22 protein-coding genes and 1 tRNA gene are annotated in these 16,297 nt (G+C 69.9%); 18 read left to right on the top strand and 5 right to left on the bottom strand.

Annotation, left to right across the window (positions count from 1 at the left end):
* Window positions 1–73 precede the first annotated feature (73 nt).
* The gene (locus tag ACGFY9_RS45905) at window positions 74–853 is read right to left on the bottom strand and encodes an SDR family NAD(P)-dependent oxidoreductase (protein WP_393764648.1); all 780 of its coding nucleotides are present in this window, start codon (window positions 851–853) and stop codon (window positions 74–76) included.
* The gene (locus ACGFY9_RS45900; RefSeq protein ID WP_393764752.1) at window positions 841–1,314 is read right to left on the bottom strand and encodes a cupin domain-containing protein; all 474 of its coding nucleotides are present in this window, start codon (window positions 1,312–1,314) and stop codon (window positions 841–843) included. Before ACGFY9_RS45900 ends, ACGFY9_RS45905 begins: the two co-directional genes overlap by 13 nt.
* 84 nt (window positions 1,315–1,398) lie before the next feature.
* Here ACGFY9_RS45900 and ACGFY9_RS45895 point away from each other — a divergent pair, with 84 nt between their 5' ends.
* The 5 genes from ACGFY9_RS45895 to ACGFY9_RS45875 all read left to right on the top strand — a co-directional run bounded on the left by ACGFY9_RS45895 (window position 1,399) and on the right by ACGFY9_RS45875 (window position 3,898).
* Window positions 1,399–1,935: a hypothetical protein gene (locus ACGFY9_RS45895; RefSeq protein ID WP_393764646.1), complete on the top strand. Its 537-nt coding sequence runs from the start codon at window positions 1,399–1,401 to the stop codon at window positions 1,933–1,935.
* A gap of 25 nt (window positions 1,936–1,960) precedes the next feature.
* Window positions 1,961–2,557: an HhH-GPD-type base excision DNA repair protein gene (locus tag ACGFY9_RS45890; RefSeq protein WP_393764644.1), complete on the top strand. Its 597-nt coding sequence runs from the start codon at window positions 1,961–1,963 to the stop codon at window positions 2,555–2,557.
* A gap of 81 nt (window positions 2,558–2,638) precedes the next feature.
* Window positions 2,639–3,310, top strand: a complete 672-nt coding sequence (locus ACGFY9_RS45885; protein ID WP_393764642.1) for an HdeD family acid-resistance protein — start codon at window positions 2,639–2,641, stop codon at window positions 3,308–3,310.
* A 78-nt stretch (window positions 3,311–3,388) separates the two neighbouring features.
* Window positions 3,389–3,721, top strand: coding sequence for a hypothetical protein (locus tag ACGFY9_RS45880; RefSeq protein WP_393764640.1), 333 nt, complete (start codon window positions 3,389–3,391; stop codon window positions 3,719–3,721).
* A 54-nt stretch (window positions 3,722–3,775) separates the two neighbouring features.
* A complete protein-coding gene (locus tag ACGFY9_RS45875; RefSeq protein WP_019054906.1) occupies window positions 3,776–3,898 on the top strand; it encodes a hypothetical protein in 123 nt (40 codons plus the stop codon).
* A 30-nt stretch (window positions 3,899–3,928) separates the two neighbouring features.
* Here the strand turns inward: ACGFY9_RS45875 and ACGFY9_RS45870 are convergent, their stop codons facing one another.
* Window positions 3,929–5,437: a helicase HerA-like domain-containing protein gene (locus tag ACGFY9_RS45870; protein ID WP_393764638.1), complete on the bottom strand. Its 1,509-nt coding sequence runs from the start codon at window positions 5,435–5,437 to the stop codon at window positions 3,929–3,931.
* A gap of 105 nt (window positions 5,438–5,542) precedes the next feature.
* Between ACGFY9_RS45870 and ACGFY9_RS45865 the strand changes: the two genes are divergently transcribed.
* Both ACGFY9_RS45865 and ACGFY9_RS45860 read left to right on the top strand, forming a co-directional pair.
* Window positions 5,543–5,839 (top strand): type II toxin-antitoxin system VapB family antitoxin, encoded by a 297-nt coding sequence (locus ACGFY9_RS45865; RefSeq protein ID WP_003999914.1) that lies wholly within the window; start codon window positions 5,543–5,545, stop codon window positions 5,837–5,839.
* A gap of 122 nt (window positions 5,840–5,961) precedes the next feature.
* The gene (locus ACGFY9_RS45860; RefSeq protein ID WP_393764750.1) at window positions 5,962–6,594 is read left to right on the top strand and encodes a LytR C-terminal domain-containing protein; all 633 of its coding nucleotides are present in this window, start codon (window positions 5,962–5,964) and stop codon (window positions 6,592–6,594) included.
* A gap of 116 nt (window positions 6,595–6,710) precedes the next feature.
* Here the strand turns inward: ACGFY9_RS45860 and upp are convergent, their stop codons facing one another.
* Window positions 6,711–7,346 (bottom strand): uracil phosphoribosyltransferase, encoded by a 636-nt coding sequence (gene upp, locus ACGFY9_RS45855; RefSeq protein WP_393764636.1) that lies wholly within the window; start codon window positions 7,344–7,346, stop codon window positions 6,711–6,713.
* Between the two features lie 96 nt (window positions 7,347–7,442).
* Here upp and ACGFY9_RS45850 point away from each other — a divergent pair, with 96 nt between their 5' ends.
* The 9 genes from ACGFY9_RS45850 to ACGFY9_RS45810 all read left to right on the top strand — a co-directional run bounded on the left by ACGFY9_RS45850 (window position 7,443) and on the right by ACGFY9_RS45810 (window position 12,616).
* Window positions 7,443–7,637 carry a hypothetical protein gene (locus tag ACGFY9_RS45850; protein ID WP_393764634.1) on the top strand — a complete coding sequence of 65 codons (195 nt, stop codon included), beginning with the start codon at window positions 7,443–7,445 and terminating at the stop codon, window positions 7,635–7,637.
* 243 nt (window positions 7,638–7,880) lie between these two features.
* Window positions 7,881–8,414, top strand: coding sequence for a hypothetical protein (locus ACGFY9_RS45845; RefSeq protein ID WP_393764748.1), 534 nt, complete (start codon window positions 7,881–7,883; stop codon window positions 8,412–8,414).
* A gap of 56 nt (window positions 8,415–8,470) precedes the next feature.
* The gene (tadA, locus tag ACGFY9_RS45840) at window positions 8,471–8,902 is read left to right on the top strand and encodes a tRNA adenosine(34) deaminase TadA (RefSeq protein ID WP_393764632.1); all 432 of its coding nucleotides are present in this window, start codon (window positions 8,471–8,473) and stop codon (window positions 8,900–8,902) included.
* A 68-nt stretch (window positions 8,903–8,970) separates the two neighbouring features.
* Window positions 8,971–9,055, top strand: a tRNA-Ser gene (locus ACGFY9_RS45835).
* A 122-nt stretch (window positions 9,056–9,177) separates the two neighbouring features.
* Window positions 9,178–9,354: a hypothetical protein gene (locus tag ACGFY9_RS45830; protein WP_393764630.1), complete on the top strand. Its 177-nt coding sequence runs from the start codon at window positions 9,178–9,180 to the stop codon at window positions 9,352–9,354.
* A gap of 25 nt (window positions 9,355–9,379) precedes the next feature.
* Window positions 9,380–9,673: a Dabb family protein gene (locus ACGFY9_RS45825; RefSeq protein ID WP_393764628.1), complete on the top strand. Its 294-nt coding sequence runs from the start codon at window positions 9,380–9,382 to the stop codon at window positions 9,671–9,673.
* A 162-nt stretch (window positions 9,674–9,835) separates the two neighbouring features.
* Window positions 9,836–10,684 (top strand): RNA polymerase sigma factor SigF, encoded by an 849-nt coding sequence (locus ACGFY9_RS45820; RefSeq protein ID WP_033285559.1) that lies wholly within the window; start codon window positions 9,836–9,838, stop codon window positions 10,682–10,684.
* A 323-nt stretch (window positions 10,685–11,007) separates the two neighbouring features.
* Entirely contained in the window at window positions 11,008–11,898 is an 891-nt protein-coding gene (locus tag ACGFY9_RS45815; RefSeq protein WP_318017339.1) for an RNA polymerase sigma factor SigF, read from the top strand.
* 55 nt (window positions 11,899–11,953) lie between these two features.
* Window positions 11,954–12,616: a hypothetical protein gene (locus ACGFY9_RS45810; RefSeq protein ID WP_393764625.1), complete on the top strand. Its 663-nt coding sequence runs from the start codon at window positions 11,954–11,956 to the stop codon at window positions 12,614–12,616.
* 218 nt (window positions 12,617–12,834) lie between these two features.
* On the opposite strand, the gene ACGFY9_RS45805 is transcribed toward ACGFY9_RS45810, so the two are convergent.
* Window positions 12,835–13,038, bottom strand: coding sequence for a hypothetical protein (locus ACGFY9_RS45805; RefSeq protein ID WP_033285555.1), 204 nt, complete (start codon window positions 13,036–13,038; stop codon window positions 12,835–12,837).
* Between the two features lie 208 nt (window positions 13,039–13,246).
* Here ACGFY9_RS45805 and ACGFY9_RS45800 point away from each other — a divergent pair, with 208 nt between their 5' ends.
* Window positions 13,247–13,750 carry a MarR family winged helix-turn-helix transcriptional regulator gene (locus tag ACGFY9_RS45800; protein ID WP_393764623.1) on the top strand — a complete coding sequence of 168 codons (504 nt, stop codon included), beginning with the start codon at window positions 13,247–13,249 and terminating at the stop codon, window positions 13,748–13,750.
* A gap of 21 nt (window positions 13,751–13,771) precedes the next feature.
* Window positions 13,772–16,243, top strand: a complete 2,472-nt coding sequence (locus ACGFY9_RS45795) for an MFS transporter (RefSeq protein ID WP_393764621.1) — start codon at window positions 13,772–13,774, stop codon at window positions 16,241–16,243.
* Window positions 16,244–16,297: the final 54 nt, after the last annotated feature.

The following is a 16,297-nucleotide window of genomic DNA, read 5'->3' as shown; positions in this document are numbered from 1 at the left end:
CTCCGCTTCCGGAACTTCTCCGTCTTCGGACTTGCAGACCCCCGGTTATGTACGGAGGAACCACATCTCGCGCTCACCATGTGGGTCGCGCCATCACTCCGCCGTCGACGACGAGGTCGTGCCCGCTGACCCAGGAGGCGAGACGCGAGGCCAGGAACACACACGCGTCCCCGACATCCTCCGGCCGCCCCAGCCTCCCCGTCGGCGCCGCCTCCCGCCACCGCCGCACCCCGTCCGGCCAGGCCTCCGCCAGCCCCTCCCGGTCGATCAGACCGGGCGAGACCGTGTTGACGCGGATGCCGTACGGGCCGTACTCCAGGGCCGCCGACCGCGCGTGCATGACGACGGCGGCCTTGGCCGCGGAGTAGTGCGCGTGGAGGGCGGCGGGGGCGCTCGCCTCGATGGACGCGATGTGCGTCACCGTGCCACCGGCACCGTGTTCCCTCATCACCTCGGCCGCCGCCTGCGTGCACGCGAAGACGCTGGTCAGGTTGGTGTCGACGACCGTCCGCCAGTCCGCCGCCGTCATCCCGGGCAGGGGTTGCGTGGGCTGTACTCCCGCGTTGTTGACCAGTGCCGTGAGCCGTCCGCCGGCCCATTCGGCCGCCTCGCGGACCAGTCCGCGGCAGGCGTCCTCGTCGGTCAGATCGGCTTGCAGTACGACGGCCCGGGCGCCCAACTCCCTTACGCGGGCGGCGACTTCACCGGCCGCCCGCACCGCCGTACGACAATGGAGTACGACCCCCGCCGCGCCCTCCTCCGCGAACCGCAGCGCGATCCCCCGGCCGATGCCGCCGCTCGCGCCCGTGACCAGGGCGAACTGGCCCTCCAGCAGGCGGCTCACGGGCGGCACAGCCCGGTGACGCGGGCGGCCTCGGAGGGGTAGCGGGCGGTCAACTCGGCCGCGTCGCCGTGCTCGTAGCCCTCGTAGGTGAAGCCGGGTGCCATCGTGCAGCCGAAGAACGTCCACGCGCCGCCCGCCACCACCCGCGCCCCCATCCACGTGCCGCCCGGCACGGTGAACTGGAGGTGCCGGCCGTGCAGCGGGTCCGGGCCGAGGACCGCCGTGCTCGACGTACCGTCCGGGGCGAGGAGCAGGAGTTCCAGCGGATCGCCGAGGTAGAAGTGCCAGACCTCGTCGGCGGGGAGGCGGTGGAGCGCGGAGAAGTCGTCCGCCGTGAGCAGGGCGACGATCGCGGTGCCCTCCGGGCGGCCGTCGGACCGCACCGGGCCCGCCCACGTCCGGCGGAACAGGCCGCCCTCGCGGGGGATCGGCTCCAGGCCGTAGTGGGCGACGAGGTCTTCTGGGGTCACTCCGGTCACTTCGGCAGGCTACGGGAGGACGACCCTCGGGCCCGCCACGAACCCCTGCCGCAGGAACCGCGCGATCGCCCTCTCGTGGAGAGGACACCCATCACCGCCGCCGACCAGAAGCCGGTGGTCTACCAGCAGGACACCCCCGGCGTGCCCGGCGCCGCCGAGAACGGTGACATGTTCGGCCAGTCGATCAGCATCGGGAACGTCGACGGCGACAAGTACGCCGACGTCCTCGTGGGCGCCCCCGGCGAAGCCGTCGGCACGCACAAGCTGGCGGGCACCGCGGTCCTGCTGCGCGGCTCCGCCACCGGCCTCACGACCGCCAAGGCCGCCGGATACACCCAGGACACAGCGGGTGTGCCCGGCGCGGTCGAGACCGGGGACCAGTTCGGGGCGGCCGTCCACCTCGCCGACCTGAACAAGGACGGCAAGGCCGAGACGGTCGTCGGAGCACCCACCGAGAACAGCGACGGCTGTGTCTGGGTCGCCCGCGGCTCGTCCTCGGGCCCCGTGGCCAACGGTTCGGCCAACATCTGCGGCAAGAGCGCCGGCATCACCGTGCACGGCGTGAAGGGCTACTTCGGCGCGGCGTTCGCCAGTCCTCACGTGGAGCTCTGACCCGCGCGGAGGCATCATCGGGGTCATGGACGCAACCCTTCACCTCGCCCAGGACCCCGCCGCCGACGAACTCCTCGGCCGTTCCCCGCTCGCCGCGCTGGTGGGGATGCTGCTCGATCAGCAGGTGCCGATGGAGTGGGCGTTCAAGGGGCCGCGGACGATCGCCGACCGGCTCGGGGCCGCCGATCTGGACGCGCGGGAGATCGCCGCACAGGACCCCGAGGCCTTCGCGGCGCTGCTCTCCGAGAAGCCGGCCGTGCACCGCTACCCCGGTTCCATGGCCAAGCGGATCCAGCAGCTCTGCCAGTACCTCGTCGAGCACTACGACGGGGACGCGAGCGGCGTCTGGGAGGGCGTCGGCACGGGAGCCGAGCTGCTCAAGCGGCTTGAGGAGCTGCCCGGGTTCGGCAAGCAGAAGGCGCAGATCTTCCTCGCCCTGCTCGGCAAGCAGCTCGGGGTCACGCCGAAGGGGTGGAGGGAGGCCGCCGGGGCGTACGGCGAGGCGCAGTCCTACCGTTCCGTCGCCGACATCACCGGGCCCGAGTCCCTGGCCAAGGTCCGCGCCCACAAGCAGGAGATGAAGGCGGCCGCCAAGGCGGCGAAGGCAGCCGGCGGCAAGTAACCCCACCACCGCCCGACAATCCCGTCAGCCAGGTGGCCCGCCCCGGTGGCGGCCCGTCCGACCCCGGTCAGAACATGGACCATGACCGAGGCACCGAGCGGCCCCTCCTGGGGCCCGGAGTTCGACGACCGCCGCGCCCACGACACCCGTGTCCCGCGCGCGCCGCGGCCCCCGCATGACGAGCCGGAATTCGAAGGGCCCCTCTTCGCCCTCTCCAAAGCCGCCTGGCAGGTCGTCCTGCTCACCGGCGTCGCTTCTCTCATCCTCGGCGTGCTGGTCCTCGTGTGGCCCGGCGCGTCCCTCTTCGCGGCCGGGATCCTCTTCGGCGTCTACCTGCTGATCAGCGGTGTCTTCCAGCTGGTCTCCGCCTTCGGCACGCACCGGGCGACCTCGCTGCGCGTACTGGCGTTCATCAGCGGCGCGCTGTCGATCGTGCTGGGCCTGTTCTGTTTCCGCGGGCCGATGCAGTCGATCCTGCTGCTCGCCCTGTGGATCGGCATCGGCTGGCTGATCCGGGGCATCACGCAGACCCTGGCCGCCATCCAGGACCGGACGATGCCCGCGCGCGGCTGGCAGATCTTCCTCGGGATCGTCACCTTCGTCGCCGGCATCGTGCTGATCGACTCCCCGTTCCGCTCGGTCGCCGTCCTCACCCTCGTCTGCGGCATCTGGCTGGTCGCGGTCGGCGTCGTCGAGATCGTCACGGCCGTCCGGATGAGGAGCCACGCCAAGCAGGTGCCCCAGGCCCTGTGAGGCTCGTTGGTAGGCCGTGCGGGCGGTTTACGCGCCCGCCGCGATGAACGCCGTACGGCCGCTGGGAGATGACCTTCCATGAGCACGAGGGTGCGCACCACGCGAAGCCTCCCCCGCAGCCGCGCCTGGCTGCGGGCGCTCGTGCTGCTGCTCGCCCTGCTGGTGCCCGGCACGCATGCCGAGGTGCGCGCGACATCCGTCGCCTCGTCCGCCGAGACGACCGTCGAGTACGACGTCCTCGACCCGGCCGCCGCCCTGCGGCCCGTCTCGCTCACCGTCCGCCGGCCCACCGTGCCCCTGCGGCCCGCGCCCACCCCGGCGTCCCGGGCGCTCCGGGTGCGCTCCTTCCCCGCGCCGCCCTGGCCGCCGTACACCCTGCGCGCTCTGCGCACCGTGGTCCTGCGCTGCTGACGGACCGACCGTCCCCCGAGGTCAACCCGTCACCGCGACGTTAGGAACACAGCCATGCCCATCGACCCGTACGCGGTCCTGCGCGCCCTGCTGCGCGCGGAGGCCGTCCGCAACGCGCCCAAGCCGGAAGTCCGCCGACCCGAGCCGCAGCGGCCCCCGGAGGAACGGGCGCGCTGACCCGCCGTAGGCAGAACGGACCGGCGGGGGCTAGCGCTTCCGCCGGGCCGTGCCGAAGAGGGAACGGGTGATCTCGCGGCCGATCTGGGTGCCGACCGATCGCGCCAGGGACTTGAACATCCCGCTGCCGACGACCTGTTGGACCATCGACTCGTCCTGCTTCGGAGCCGACTTGGCAGCCGGCTTCGGTGCCTCCTGCGGCTGAGGGCGTGACGACAGCTTCTCGTACGCCGACTCGCGGTCCACAGCCTGTGCGTAACGGCCGTAGAGGGATGAGGACTTGACCGCCGCGTCGAGGCTCGCCGCGTCGACCGGGCCCATCAGGGACTCGGGGGCGCGCAGGCGGGTCACCGCGACCGGGGTCGGGGCGCCGTTCTCGCTCAGGACCGTGACGACCGCCTCGCCGGTGCCCAGGCCCGTGAGGATCTCCTCCAGGTCGTAGGAGGAGTTCGGGAAGGTTTTCACCGTCGCCTTCAGGGCCTTCTGGTCGTCCGGGGTGAAGGCGCGCAGCGCGTGCTGGACGCGGTTGCCGAGCTGGGCCAGGACGTCGCCGGGTACGTCCTTCGGGGTCTGGGTCACGAAGAAGACGCCGACCCCTTTCGAGCGAATGAGGCGGACGGTCTGCGTGATGGAGTCCAGGAACGCCTTCGACGCGTCGTTGAAGAGCAGATGCGCCTCGTCGAAGAAGAACACGAGCTTCGGCTTGTCGGCGTCGCCGACCTCCGGGAGGTCGTGGAAGAGGTCGGCCAGCATCCACATCAGGAAGGTCGAGAACAGCTGCGGTTTGTCCTGTACGGCGGGGAGTTCGAGGACGGAGACCATGCCCCGGCCGTCCGACACCGTACGCAGCAGCTCGCTCGTGTCGAAGTCGGGCTCGCCGAAGAAGTCGGCCATGCCCTGCGCCTCGAAGGCGGTGAGGGAGCGCAGGATCACGCCGGCCGTGGCGGTGGACAGGCCACCGATGTTCTTCAGTTCCGTCTTGCCCTCGTCGGAGGTGAGGAAGGTGACGACCGCCCGCAGGTCCTTGAGGTCGATCAGCTCCAGGCCCTTGGTGTCGGCGTAGTGGAAGATCAGGCCGAGGGACTGCTCCTGGGTCTGGTTGAGCTGGAGGACCTTGGACAGCAGGATCGGGCCGAAGCCGGTGATCGTGGCGCGGACGGGGATGCCGTGGCCGATGCCGCCGAGGGCGTAGAACTCGGCCGGGAAGCCGGTCGCCGTCCACTGCTGCTTCACCTCGGCCGCCCTGCCCGCGACCTTGTCGTTCGTGACGCCCGGCGCCGAGATGCCCGACACATCGCCCTTCACATCCGCCAGGAACACCGGCACACCCTGCGCCGATAGCTGCTCGGCGATGAGCTGGAGGGTCTTGGTCTTGCCGGTGCCGGTGGCGCCCGCGACGAGGCCGTGGCGGTTGAGCATCGGGAGGGGGATGCGGATCTGCGCGTCGGGCAGACAGGCCCCGTCCCACAACAGGGCGCCCAGGTCGAGTGCAGGTCCTGTGAAGGCGTACCCGGCGGCGATCGTCTCGCTGTCACTCATATCAGGCCCCTGTTCCCGTTTTGCCCGGCTTTACGGCATCTTTTCCAGCGTCGCACTCCGTCTCCATGGCTGCGCCCGGAACGTCATGACCGGTAGGCTTTCCGTGTGATCTTCAAGCGCATCGGAAACGGCCGGCCGTACCCCGACCACGGCCGGGAGAGCACCCGGCAGTGGGCGGATGTCGCGCCGCGCCCGGTCCGCCTCGATCAGCTCGTGACGACCAAGGGCCAGCTCGACCTGGAAACGCTCCTCGCCGAGGACTCGACCTTCTACGGCGACCTCTTCGCGCACGTCGTGAAGTGGCAGGGCGACCTTTACCTGGAGGACGGCCTGCACCGCGCGGTCCGCGCCGCGCTGCAACAGCGCCAGGTGCTCCACGCACGCGTGCTTGAGCTGGACTAGCACCGGACCCGTTCGGTGTTGACCCTTTCGGGTTGGTCTCGGCGCTGTCGAATGATCATCTAGTAGGCATCGTCGCCCGGGCGCACTACGCTGCGCTCATGAGCATGCTGACTCCCCCAGGCATGGGCGGCCAGTACCGGATCACGGGGGACAAATACCCGCGTATGCGCCGTCCGCGGCGCCGCGGGAGGCTCGTCCTCATGGTGGTCGCGTCCGTCGCCGTACTGGGTGTGGGCGGGTGGGGCACGTTGCAGCTCATCGACGTCTTCACCGGTGGCGGCAAGCAGGCCGCGGCGGCCGGTCCCAAGGCCGACTGCGCGACCAAGGCGAGCCCCTCGGCGAGCACGGGCACGAGCACCGGCTCCGCCGTGCCGAAGCCCGCCCAGATCACCGTGAACGTCTACAACGCCACGCCCCGCAGCGGCCTCGCCAAGTCGACCGCCGACGAACTCGAGAAGCGCGGCTTCAAGATCGGTGACGTGGGCAACGCGTCCGCGCAGTGGGACAAGAAGGTCAAGGGCACCGGCGTCCTGCTCGGCCCCGCCTCCGCCCTCGACACCTCGCTGCCCGTCCTCGCCACCCAGCTCACCGGCGCCGAGCGCCGCACCGAGGCCACCCGCAAGGGCACCGCGATCGACCTCGTCATCGGCACCGCCTTCAAGAACCTCACGGCGAAGGCGGCCGCCGACAAGGCCCTGGCCGCCCTGTCCGGACCCGAGCCGACGGCCACCGCGACACCGAAGAGCTGCTCGTAGCCGTACGGGAACGGTCGTAGAGCCGTGGAAAAGGGCGTACGAAAACTCCCGTACGGCGAGTAAGAGCCGTACGGGAATCGGGTGTTGACCGGGTGTCGGCCGAGGTCTGCCCGGTGCTACTCGGCCGCGCCGTACAGGCGGTCGCCCGCGTCGCCGAGGCCCGGGACGATGTAGCCGTGCTCGTTCAGGCGCTCGTCGACCGAGGCCGTCACGACCGTCACCGGGGTGCCCGCGAGCTCGCGCTCCATGACCTCGACGCCCTCGGGGGCGGCGAGCAGCACTACGGCGGTCACGTCGTCGGCGCCGCGCTTGATCAGTTCGCGGATCGCCGCGACCAGGGTGCCGCCGGTGGCCAGCATCGGGTCGAGGACGTACACCTGGCGACCGGAGAGGTCCTCCGGCATGCGCGTGGCGTACGTGGAGGCCTGGAGGGTCTCCTCGTTGCGCACCATGCCCATGAAGCCCACCTCGGCGGAGGGCAGCAGCCGGACCATGCCGTCCAGCATGCCGAGGCCGGCTCGCAGGATCGGCACGACCAGCGGGCGCGGGTAGGACAGCTTGACGCCGGTGGTCGGGGAGACCGGCGTCGTGATGTCGACCTGTTCGGTGCGCACGTCGCGCGTGGCCTCGTAGGCGAGCAGGGTGACCAGCTCGTCGGCGAGGCGGCGGAAGGTCGCGGAGTCGGTGCGCCGGTCGCGCAGCGTGGTGAGCTTGTGGGCGACCAGGGGGTGGTCGACGACGTGGAGACGCATGTCCACAACAGTAGCCGCCGCTCCGTGCCTGCTCGCGCTGGCATCAAACCGCCCGTCCGGGGGAAAGTGGGAGGGACGGAACGGGGTGGTGAACCGATGCCTGACCGTGAGTCCCACAAGGACCCGTCACAGCACGACAGCCCGGAGAGCGATGCCGAGCGCAGGCGGCGCCGGGCCCAGTTCCTGCGCGAGCTGACCGAGGCGCGCGAGCTGCGCGACCGGGTCCAGCCCCGCCGCGCCAAGGCCGCCCGGCTGCGCCACGCCATGCGTATGCGCACGTTCCGCTGGTAGTTGAGGCCTGTCTCACAGCACTTTGTAAGCCCAACCGGGTGCGTGTGCACGGCGATCGCCGCGTACGATCCCGCTGGTGGTCGATCAAAACGGGCGGACACAGGGAGCCGAAGACGTCCCCTGAACGCCTTGTTTCTGCCACGATTCCGAGTGGGTGGGGCTCGGAGCACGAGCTCTCCCCGCCCGCAGCCTCCGCCGGGGGGACCCCCAACCGGCACACCTATGACCAGTGGGAGAGTCACGGTGTACTTCGCCGCACTGCTCGCGCGCACCGAAGACGGGTGGGAAGCGAGCGACACAGAGCTCGACGATGTCGAGAGCCTGTCGGATCTGGCCGAACTGGCCCGTGAAGCCTCGCCCGAGGACGACACGGTGCTGGTGCTCATCGAGCAGGAGGACGCCTGGTTCGGCGTCGTCCGCATCGACGGCGAGGACGACCCTCGGATCTACGTCTCGGACGCAGCTGCCGCCGCACGCAGCTCGTACGGCGAGATCCTGCTCACCGACGAGCTGCTCGGACGGGATCCGGACGACGACGATGTCGTCGATCTGGACTCCCTCGACCTCGACGGCACCGAGGACGGTGACACCGAGGAGGACGACGAGGACGGCACCTCCTCGGCCGAGGCCGTTCCGCACAGCCCTGTCGGTGACAGCCAGATCCTGGACGACCTGGGCGTCGGCGAGAAGGAGCTGCGGCTCCTCGACGCGGACGACGCGCTGAGTTCCATCGCCGAGGCCCTGGGGGCCTCGGAGGTCCTGGAGACCGTCCGCTGACCACAGCACGCACAGAAGGGCCTTGGGACCCGATACGCGACCGCTGGCGGGCCGCGATGCGGCTCGCCCTGGACGAGGCCGGAGCGGCCGCCCGGGGCGGCGACGTCCCGGTCGGCGCGGTCGTGCTGTCCCCGGACGGTACGACCGTGCTCGCCACCGGACACAACGAACGCGAGGCCACCGGCGATCCGACGGCGCACGCCGAGATCCTCGCGATCCGGCGAGCCGCCGCCCGTCTCGGCGAGTGGCGGCTCTCGGGCTGCACACTCGTCGTCACCCTCGAACCCTGCACGATGTGCGCCGGCGCTCTGGTGCAGTCCCGGGTGGACCGGGTCGTCTACGGCGCCCGCGACGAGAAGGCCGGCGCGGCCGGCTCGCTCTTCGACGTCGTACGCGACCGGCGGCTCAACCACCGCCCCGAGGTGATCGGAGACGTCCTCGCGGACGAGTGCGCGCGCCTGCTCACGGAGTTCTTCCGGGACCGGTAGCAGAGCCGCCGGCAGGCCTCCGATTACCGATTTCAAACCACGCCCCACCTTGTTGTAAGGTCTCTCTCGGTAGCGTGTCCGAGCGGCCGAAGGAGCTCGCCTCGAAAGCGAGTGTGGCGCAAGTCACCGAGGGTTCAAATCCCTCCGCTACCGCTTCTGAAGGGCCCCGTCGAAAGACGGGGCCCTTCGTGCGTTGATCCAAAAGCGGCCATGAAGGTTACACTCACCGCCGGCAACAGGGGGCCCACGGGCACGAAGTCACAGGGGAGGCCGCGATGGCGGTGAACGCCAAGAAGGTCGTTGTCTACTTGCTCGTGGTCTTCGCGCTGTATGTGATCATCACAGACCCGTCCAAGGCGGCGGACTACGTCCAGATAGGCTTCGAGGGCATATCGGACGCCGCGAAGGCCATCGGCGACTTCATGACCTGGCTGGCCGACGGGGCGCAGTAGCCGACTACCCACCAGGAGCGCGCAGATGATCCGCCACCTCGTCCTCTTCAAGCTCGACGAAGGCGTCGAGCGCGACGACCCGCGCATCGTGGCCGGCGTCGAGGCCTTCCGCCCGCTCGGCGACCTGATCGAGGAACTGCGCTTCTGGGAGCTGGGCTGGAACATCAGCGACCGCCCCATCGCCTACGACTTCGCGATCAACTCGGCGGTCGACGACCCCGACGCCCTGAAGCGGTACATCGAGCATCCCGCGCACCAGGCCGGTGTCGCGCTGTGGCGCGAGTTCGCCACGTGGATCGTCGCCGACTACGAGTTCTGAGCGCACCCCGGACAGCCTTCCACAGAGCCCCCTGCCCTCACGGCAGGGGGCTTTTGTTGCCCAACACGGCATAACACGGTATTAGGCGGTGCTTGCACACAGTGCACATGTCTTGTGATGCTATGACCGCTTTTGACGGATGAGTTGACCTATTGAAGAGGTGTGGCGTTGACCGTGTCGGCCAGTACAGCGCCGCCCCAGGACGAGGCGCCCGCCCAGCCCCCCGTGGCAGCCGCTCCGCCGCGCAGCCGCGGCGCGGACACCCGGGCCCTCACCCAGGTGCTCTTCGGCCAGCTCAAGGGGCTCCAGCCGGGTACGCCGGAGCACAACCGGGTGCGCGGGGCGCTCATCGAGGCGAATCTCCCGCTCGTGCGCTACGCCGCCGCGCGTTTCCGCTCCCGCAACGAGCCGATGGAGGACGTCGTCCAGGTCGGCACCATCGGTCTGATCAACGCCATCGACCGCTTCGACCCGGACCGGGGCGTGCAGTTCCCGACGTTCGCGATGCCGACCGTCATCGGCGAGATCAAGCGGTACTTCCGTGACAACGTCCGCACGGTCCATGTCCCGCGCCGGCTGCACGAGTTGTGGGTGCAGGTCAACGCGGCGACCGAGGATCTGACGACCGCCTTCGGGCGCACTCCGACCACCGGTGAGATCGCCGAGCGGCTGCGCATCGGCGAGGACGAGGTGCTGTCCTGCATCGAGGCCGGCCGGTCGTACCACGCGACCTCCCTGGAGGCCGCCCAGGAGGGCGACGGACTGCCCGGCCTGCTCGACCGCCTCGGCTACGAGGACCCGGCCCTGGACGGCGTGGAACACCGCGACCTCGTCCGCCATCTCCTCGTCCAACTCCCCGAGCGGGAACAGCGGATCCTGCTGCTGCGCTACTACAGCAACCTCACCCAGTCGCAGATCAGCGCGGAGCTCGGAGTCTCCCAGATGCACGTCTCCCGGCTCCTCGCGCGCAGCTTCCAGCGGCTGCGCTCCGCCAACCGCATCGAGGCGTAGAAGCCGCGGCGGGAGCCGTATCGGAACCCATAGCGGCAGCCGTACCCGGACATAACCGAAAGCCCGAGCGAGCTGTCACCGGTACGAACGAATCGCTCACAGGGCCCTTTCCCGACAGTTCTGCGCTGAAAAGCCGTCAGACCCCCTGTTTCCAGGGCTGATTCGTCACAGACATGTCGACATGTCACTACAGCGTGTTGCCGACATGTGACATTCTGCGGGAAGCGCGTTTGCCGTGGCTCCGGCTCCGGTATTCAGGTGAAGGCACCGCTCCCCAGACGGGGGCGATCGCCGCGACCGTCCCGCGACCCAAAGGGGGTGGCATGTCCGCAGACCAGGGCAGCTCGAAGGTGCTCACGCTCACCAAGAGCGACGCTGAGCCCGCACTCGACGCCGTTACGGTCCTTGAGGCCGTACCCGCCGTACCGGCCCCGGCCCTCCCGACCACGGGAGCCATCGACACCCGCACCCTGTCCCGCTCCCTCTTCCTGCGGCTCGCCGCACTCGACGAGAACAGCCCCGAGCGTGGTTACGTCAGGGACACCCTCATCGAGCTCAACCTCCCGCTGGTGCGCTACGCCGCCGCGCGTTTCCGCTCCCGCAACGAGCCGATGGAGGACATCGTCCAGGTCGGCACGATCGGCCTGATCAAGGCGATCGACCGCTTCGACTGCGAACGCGGGGTGGAGTTCCCGACGTTCGCGATGCCGACCGTCGTGGGCGAGATCAAGCGCTTCTTCCGCGACACGTCGTGGTCGGTGCGCGTCCCGCGGCGCCTGCAGGAGCTGCGGCTGGCCCTGACGAAGGCCAGCGACGAGCTCTCCCAGAAGCTGGACCGGTCGCCGACCGTCCCCGAACTCGCCGCGGTACTGGGCGTGTCCGAGGAGGACGTCGTCGACGGCCTCGCGGTCGGCAATGCGTACACCGCCTCCTCGCTCGACTCCCCGGCCCCCGAGGACGACGGCGGCGAGGGCTCCCTGGCCGACCGCCTCGGCTACGAGGACACGGCTCTGGAAGGCGTGGAGTACCGCGAGTCGCTCAAGCCGCTGCTCGCCAAGCTCCCGCCCCGTGAGCGCCGGATCATCATGCTGCGCTTCTTCGCCAACATGACCCAGTCGCAGATCGGCGAGGAGGTCGGCATCTCCCAGATGCACGTCTCCCGGCTGCTGACCCGCACCCTCTCGACCCTCCGCGAGGGCCTGATCTCGGACTGACCCCAACAGGGTCACGAGGGTTCCTATTTGACGGAGTGTCAGCCACCATGGCGCGATGCCTCGTTCGACATGGACAGCTGGCCGCCGAGGCGCCCTGTTGGGCGCGTCGGCGGCCGTCGTCTGCGTAACACTGACCGCGTGCGGAGACACCGGCGACGGCTACGTGGCGATCGGCCCGCCCCACCCGTCCACTACGGCGGTACGCCCGACCGGAAGCGTCACGCTGGTGCCGCTCGACGCCCCGAAGTCCCCTGCCTCGACCGGGACTTCAGGAACAGCGACCAGCCCGGCACCGGCGTCCACCACGCCCACCCCGGCGGCCTCCTCCCCCACGGGCGCCAAGTCCGGCCGTAGCAGCGCGCATTCACCGTCGCCGACCCCAACTGCCGTCCGTACGGCGGCTCCCGTCACCCCCGCTGCCCTCACCTGGGGCGACCCCGTACGCAAGGCCACGGACCAGCGGTGGTGCGAGGACGTCACCCTGAGCTTCCGCAACTCCGGCGGTACGGCGGTGCGTTCGGGCACGGTGACGTTCGGGACGCACATCATCGGGGCCCTCGGCATCGACTGGGCGACGATCGCCTCGACCGAGCCGCTTCCCGCGCCGATCGCGGCCCACGCACGCAAGGACCACACCTGGACCGTGTGCGTCGACGCGTGGCGCGTACCACTGGGGATGCACATCGAGACGCGGGACGTGTCGGTCGTATGGCTCTAGGCGGCAGCGCCCCAAAGGGGCGCGGGGAACTGCGCGACCAGCCACGACGGCGCCGCAGACGATTGACGGCAGATCCCGGCTCCTCCAGCGGAGCGGTGCCGCGCCGCAGCGAACCGGCTGTACGAGCGGCTCGGGTTCCGGGTCCGGGAGTCGACGGTCTACCGGTTCCCCTTGGAGCCGGAGCGGTAGACCACCGCGTGCAGGTAGAGCGGTCGGTGTTACATGAAGGCCAGGTAGGCCACCGCCGCCACGACCAGCACGGCGACGACGACGCCGACGATCAGGCCGACGCGGGGTCCGGCCGAGGCCGTGGGCGCGGCCTGGGGCCGGCCGCCCTGTGGGGTCTCGTCGACGAAGGCACGGAACATCTGGGTGCTGCCGGCGGGGTCGTAGTTGCCCTCGGGGCCCTGGGTGTTTGCCATGGGCCGAGACACTAGCGAATCCCCGGGTGACACCCAAGTGCGGGGCCTCGGACATCCTTTTCCACCTGCGGGTTTACATACCGCAACACTTGCCTTTGCCAACTTTTTATGCCGGGCCTCCCCGTTTTATTTGCCTGTAGCAACCAACCTCTCTTAGTCTCTTATGGTTGCCCCAAGCAACGAACATGGCACGAACATGGGAGGTGTGATGGCCGAGCGGACGCAGTACGAGGAGCTGATGCGTCAGTTCAGTGCCTTCGGCGCCGTACGCAGGGAGTTGGGGCGGATCATGCCGTCCGACTGTCCCGGCGGCTCCGCGGCCGTACTGACCCTGCTCGACCGGTACGGCGACATGCGTATGAGCAAGCTCGCGGAGCTGCTCTCCGTCGACATGTCCGTAACCAGCCGCCACGTCGCGCACGTCGTCGACCGGGGCTGGATCGAACGGTCCCCCGACCCCGCCGACAAACGCTCCCGCATCCTGCGGCTCACCCCCGGCGGCCGGGCCCAGGTGGACGAACTGTCCCGGCGGACCGCCCAGTTGCTCGCCGACCGGCTGAGCGACTGGAGCGACGAGGAGGTCGGCCAGCTGATCCAGCTGATGACCCGGCTGCGGGCGAGCTTCGGCGACTGCCGTACCGCGCCACCCCGCCCCATGACCCCCCACTCCCCCCACCACGAACTCGAACACACCACCCGTACACCCGCATAAGCACGGAAGAAAAGGAAGCCCATGGCAACGACCACACCAGCCGGTGTGCGGGCTCACGCCAAGCACGGAGGACCGTCCCCCGACGGCGCTCCGATGACGCACCGGCAGATCATGGAGGCGCTCTCCGGGCTGCTGCTCGGAATGTTCGTCGCGATCCTGTCGTCGACGATCGTCACGAACGCCCTCCCGAAGATCATCGGCGACCTCGGCGGCGGCCAGTCCGCCTACACCTGGGTCGTCACCGCCTCGCTGCTCTCCATGACCGCGACCACGCCCCTGTGGGGCAAGCTCTCCGACCTGTACAGCAAGAAGGCGCTCGTACAGATAGCCCTGGTCGTCTACGTCCTGGGCTCGGCCGCCGCGGGTCTGTCGCAGAACGCCGGCATGCTGATCGCCTGCCGTGTCGTCCAGGGCATCGGCGTGGGCGGTCTGTCAGCCCTCGCGCAGATCGTGATGGCTGCGATGATCTCCCCGCGCGAGCGGGGCCGTTACTCCGGCTACCTCGGCGCGACCTTCGCGGTCGCGACCGTCGGCGGCCCGCTGCTCGGCGGTGTGATCACCGACACCTCGTGGCTCGGCTGGCGCTGGTGCTTCTACGTCGGCGTGCCCTTCGCGGTCATCGCGCTGATCATGCTGCAGAAGACCCTGCACCTGCCGGTCGTGAAGCGGGACGTGAAGGTCGACTGGGCCGGCGCGTTCTTCGTCGCCGCCGCGGTCTCGCTGCTGCTGGTCTGGGTCACCTTCGCCGGTGACAAGTACGACTGGATGTCCTGGCAGACCGGCGCGATGGTCGGCGGCTCGGTCGTGCTCGGCCTGATCTTCCTCCTGGTCGAGTCGAAGGCCAGTGAGCCGATCATCCCGCTGCGCCTGTTCCGCAACCGCACCATCACCCTGTCGTCGATCGCCTCGCTCTTCGTGGGTGTCGCGATGTTCTCCGGCACGGTCTTCTTCAGCCAGTACTTCCAGCTGGCCCGCGACAAGTCCCCGACGATGTCGGGCGTGCTGACCATCCCGATGATCGGCGGCCTGTTCCTCTCCTCCACCGTCTCCGGACAGTTCATCACCCGCACCGGCAGGTGGAAGGTGTGGCTGGTCAGCGGCGGTGTGCTGATCACCGCGGGCCTCGGCCTGCTGAGCACCATCCGCTACGACACCGACTACTGGAAGACGGCCATCTTCATGGCGCTGCTGGGTCTCGGCATCGGCATGATGATGCAGAACCTGGTGCTGTCCACGCAGAACCAGGTGGCCCCGTCCGACCTGGGCTCGGCCAGCTCCACGGTGACGTTCTTCCGGTCTCTCGGCGGTGCCGTCGGTGTCTCGGCACTGGGCGCCGTCATGGCCACCAAGATCACCGACTACGTCAAGGACGGCCTGCCCGACCTCGGCCCCAAGTACGCCTCCCTGGCGTCCGGTTCCAGCTCCACCAGCAGCATCCCGGACCTTGACAAGCTGCCGGCGCCACTGCGCACCCTCATGGAGAGTTCCTACGGCCATGCCATCGGTGACGTCTACCTCATCGCCGCCTGCCTGGCCTTCCTCGCCTTCGTCATCACCCTGTTCATCAAGGAGGTCCCCCTGCGGACCAAGGGCGCACTGGCCCAGGCCGCCGACGACGACGCCGCCGAGACTCCCGAGACACAGCCACAACCCCAGACCGGCATCGAAGGCACCCGGCAACTCGCCGCCGTAGCCACGGTGGCCAGGGAGGAGACCGCACCCGTGTCCAGTGGAACTCCCCTTCGCGGCTTCGTCCGCGGCGCCGAGAGCGCGCCCGTCCCGCAGGCCGCCGTCACCCTGATCTCCCTCGGGGGACGCCAGTTGGGCCGCTCGGTCACGCAGGCTGACGGCTCCTACGCGCTGGCCGCGCCGAGCGTCGGCTCGTACGTCCTGATCGCCTCCGCCGACGGCTTCCAGCCGCAGGCGTCCACGGTCGTCGTCAACGGCCAGGAGCCGGTCTCCTACGACGTCCTGCTCAGCGGCACCAGCGGTCTGAACGGGCTCGTCCGGGCGGCCGAGACCGGGCTGCCCGTCAAGGACGCGATGGTCATCGTGACAGACGTGCGCGGCGACCTCCTCTCCACCGGAGTCACCGGTGAGCAGGGCGAGTTCGCGTTCGCCGAGCTGGTGCCGGGGGCCGTGACCGTCGCGGTGAACGCCGCCGGGTACCGGCCGCGCGCGCTGCCCGTCGAGGTCGGCGGCACGGGCGTCACCCGGGTCGAGATCGACCTCGACTCCGGCGCCCAGGTCCAGGGCGTCGTCCGCGCCCCGCACGGCCCGCTCGCCGACGCCCGCGTCACCCTCGTGGACGCGGCGGGCAACGTGGTCGGCACCGCCACCACCGGTTCGGACGGGGCGTACGCCTTCACCGACCTGAGCGGCGGCGAGTACACGGTGATCGCGACGGGTTACCCGCCGGTCGCGACCGCCCTCACGGTGAACGGCCGCGGAGCCGACGGCCACGACATCGAACTCGCCCACCCCGGCGAGTAGTTCACCCACCTACCCCGGCCCGTGGAGTGTGTCCCGAGCGGAGGCACACCCCAC

The sequence above is a fragment of the Streptomyces sp. NPDC048504 genome, assembly GCF_043200035.1.
Classification (GTDB): domain Bacteria; phylum Actinomycetota; class Actinomycetes; order Streptomycetales; family Streptomycetaceae; genus Streptomyces.
The sequence above is the reverse complement of the archived record's forward strand: the minus strand, read 5'-3'. Positions and strand labels throughout refer to the sequence as shown.

What these genes read in the sequence shown, in the direction of transcription:
- ACGFY9_RS45890 (WP_393764644.1), top strand. Translation starts at nt 1,961, where the DNA reads ATGGACGCAACCCTTCACCTCGCCCAGGACCCCGCCGCCGACGAACTC.
- ACGFY9_RS45885 (WP_393764642.1), top strand. Translation starts at nt 2,639, where the DNA reads ATGACCGAGGCACCGAGCGGCCCCTCCTGGGGCCCGGAGTTCGACGAC.
- ACGFY9_RS45880 (WP_393764640.1), top strand. Translation starts at nt 3,389, where the DNA reads ATGAGCACGAGGGTGCGCACCACGCGAAGCCTCCCCCGCAGCCGCGCC.
- ACGFY9_RS45875 (WP_019054906.1), top strand. Translation starts at nt 3,776, where the DNA reads ATGCCCATCGACCCGTACGCGGTCCTGCGCGCCCTGCTGCGCGCGGAG.
- ACGFY9_RS45870 (WP_393764638.1), bottom strand. Translation starts at nt 5,437, where the DNA reads ATGAGTGACAGCGAGACGATCGCCGCCGGGTACGCCTTCACAGGACCT.
- ACGFY9_RS45860 (WP_393764750.1), top strand. Translation starts at nt 5,962, where the DNA reads ATGGGCGGCCAGTACCGGATCACGGGGGACAAATACCCGCGTATGCGC.
- upp (WP_393764636.1), bottom strand. Translation starts at nt 7,346, where the DNA reads ATGCGTCTCCACGTCGTCGACCACCCCCTGGTCGCCCACAAGCTCACC.
- ACGFY9_RS45850 (WP_393764634.1), top strand. Translation starts at nt 7,443, where the DNA reads ATGCCTGACCGTGAGTCCCACAAGGACCCGTCACAGCACGACAGCCCG.
- tadA (WP_393764632.1), top strand. Translation starts at nt 8,471, where the DNA reads ATGCGGCTCGCCCTGGACGAGGCCGGAGCGGCCGCCCGGGGCGGCGAC.
- ACGFY9_RS45830 (WP_393764630.1), top strand. Translation starts at nt 9,178, where the DNA reads ATGGCGGTGAACGCCAAGAAGGTCGTTGTCTACTTGCTCGTGGTCTTC.
- ACGFY9_RS45825 (WP_393764628.1), top strand. Translation starts at nt 9,380, where the DNA reads ATGATCCGCCACCTCGTCCTCTTCAAGCTCGACGAAGGCGTCGAGCGC.
- ACGFY9_RS45815 (WP_318017339.1), top strand. Translation starts at nt 11,008, where the DNA reads ATGTCCGCAGACCAGGGCAGCTCGAAGGTGCTCACGCTCACCAAGAGC.
- ACGFY9_RS45810 (WP_393764625.1), top strand. Translation starts at nt 11,954, where the DNA reads ATGCCTCGTTCGACATGGACAGCTGGCCGCCGAGGCGCCCTGTTGGGC.
- ACGFY9_RS45805 (WP_033285555.1), bottom strand. Translation starts at nt 13,038, where the DNA reads ATGGCAAACACCCAGGGCCCCGAGGGCAACTACGACCCCGCCGGCAGC.
- ACGFY9_RS45800 (WP_393764623.1), top strand. Translation starts at nt 13,247, where the DNA reads ATGGCCGAGCGGACGCAGTACGAGGAGCTGATGCGTCAGTTCAGTGCC.
- ACGFY9_RS45795 (WP_393764621.1), top strand. Translation starts at nt 13,772, where the DNA reads ATGGCAACGACCACACCAGCCGGTGTGCGGGCTCACGCCAAGCACGGA.